This window comes from Helicobacter monodelphidis (genome assembly GCF_003288845.1).
Taxonomy (GTDB): domain Bacteria; phylum Campylobacterota; class Campylobacteria; order Campylobacterales; family Helicobacteraceae; genus NHYN01.
Genome location: NZ_NHYN01000122.1, coordinates 1 through 339, shown reverse-complemented (window position 1 = coordinate 339; position 339 = coordinate 1). Strand labels below are relative to the sequence as shown.

The following is a 339-nucleotide window of genomic DNA, read 5'->3' as shown; positions in this document are numbered from 1 at the left end:
TCTGCTTCTCGCTCTGCTTGATCCCTGTATATTCTCGATTGCTCCAGTTCTTGCGCAATCTTCAGCGACTCCTCGTTGTTGCTCTCCCTCAACACTTTCAAGATATATGCCTCTAACTTCCGCTCTGCTTCCTGCCTGTATATCCTCGCTTCCTCTGCTTCTCGCTCTGCTTGATCTGCTCTCCGCTCTGCTTCCTGCCTGTATATCCTCGCTTGCTCCCTCTCTCTCCTGGATTCTTGTAATCTCCTTTCTGACCACTCCTCTAATTCGCTCAATGACATTTCTAAAAATTCCATTTTCTTCCTCCTTTATGTTGGTAAGATTCACTTTGATTCGTAT

At 46.0% G+C, this 339-nt stretch carries 1 protein-coding gene; it reads right to left on the bottom strand.

Features of this window, described 5'->3' with window-relative positions; genetic code table 11:
• Positions 1 to 296, bottom strand: a 296-nt coding sequence (locus CCZ01_RS10160) for a hypothetical protein (protein ID WP_220106554.1), incomplete at its 3' end; no start/stop codon positions are given.
• Between the last annotated feature and the right edge of the window lie 43 nt (positions 297 to 339).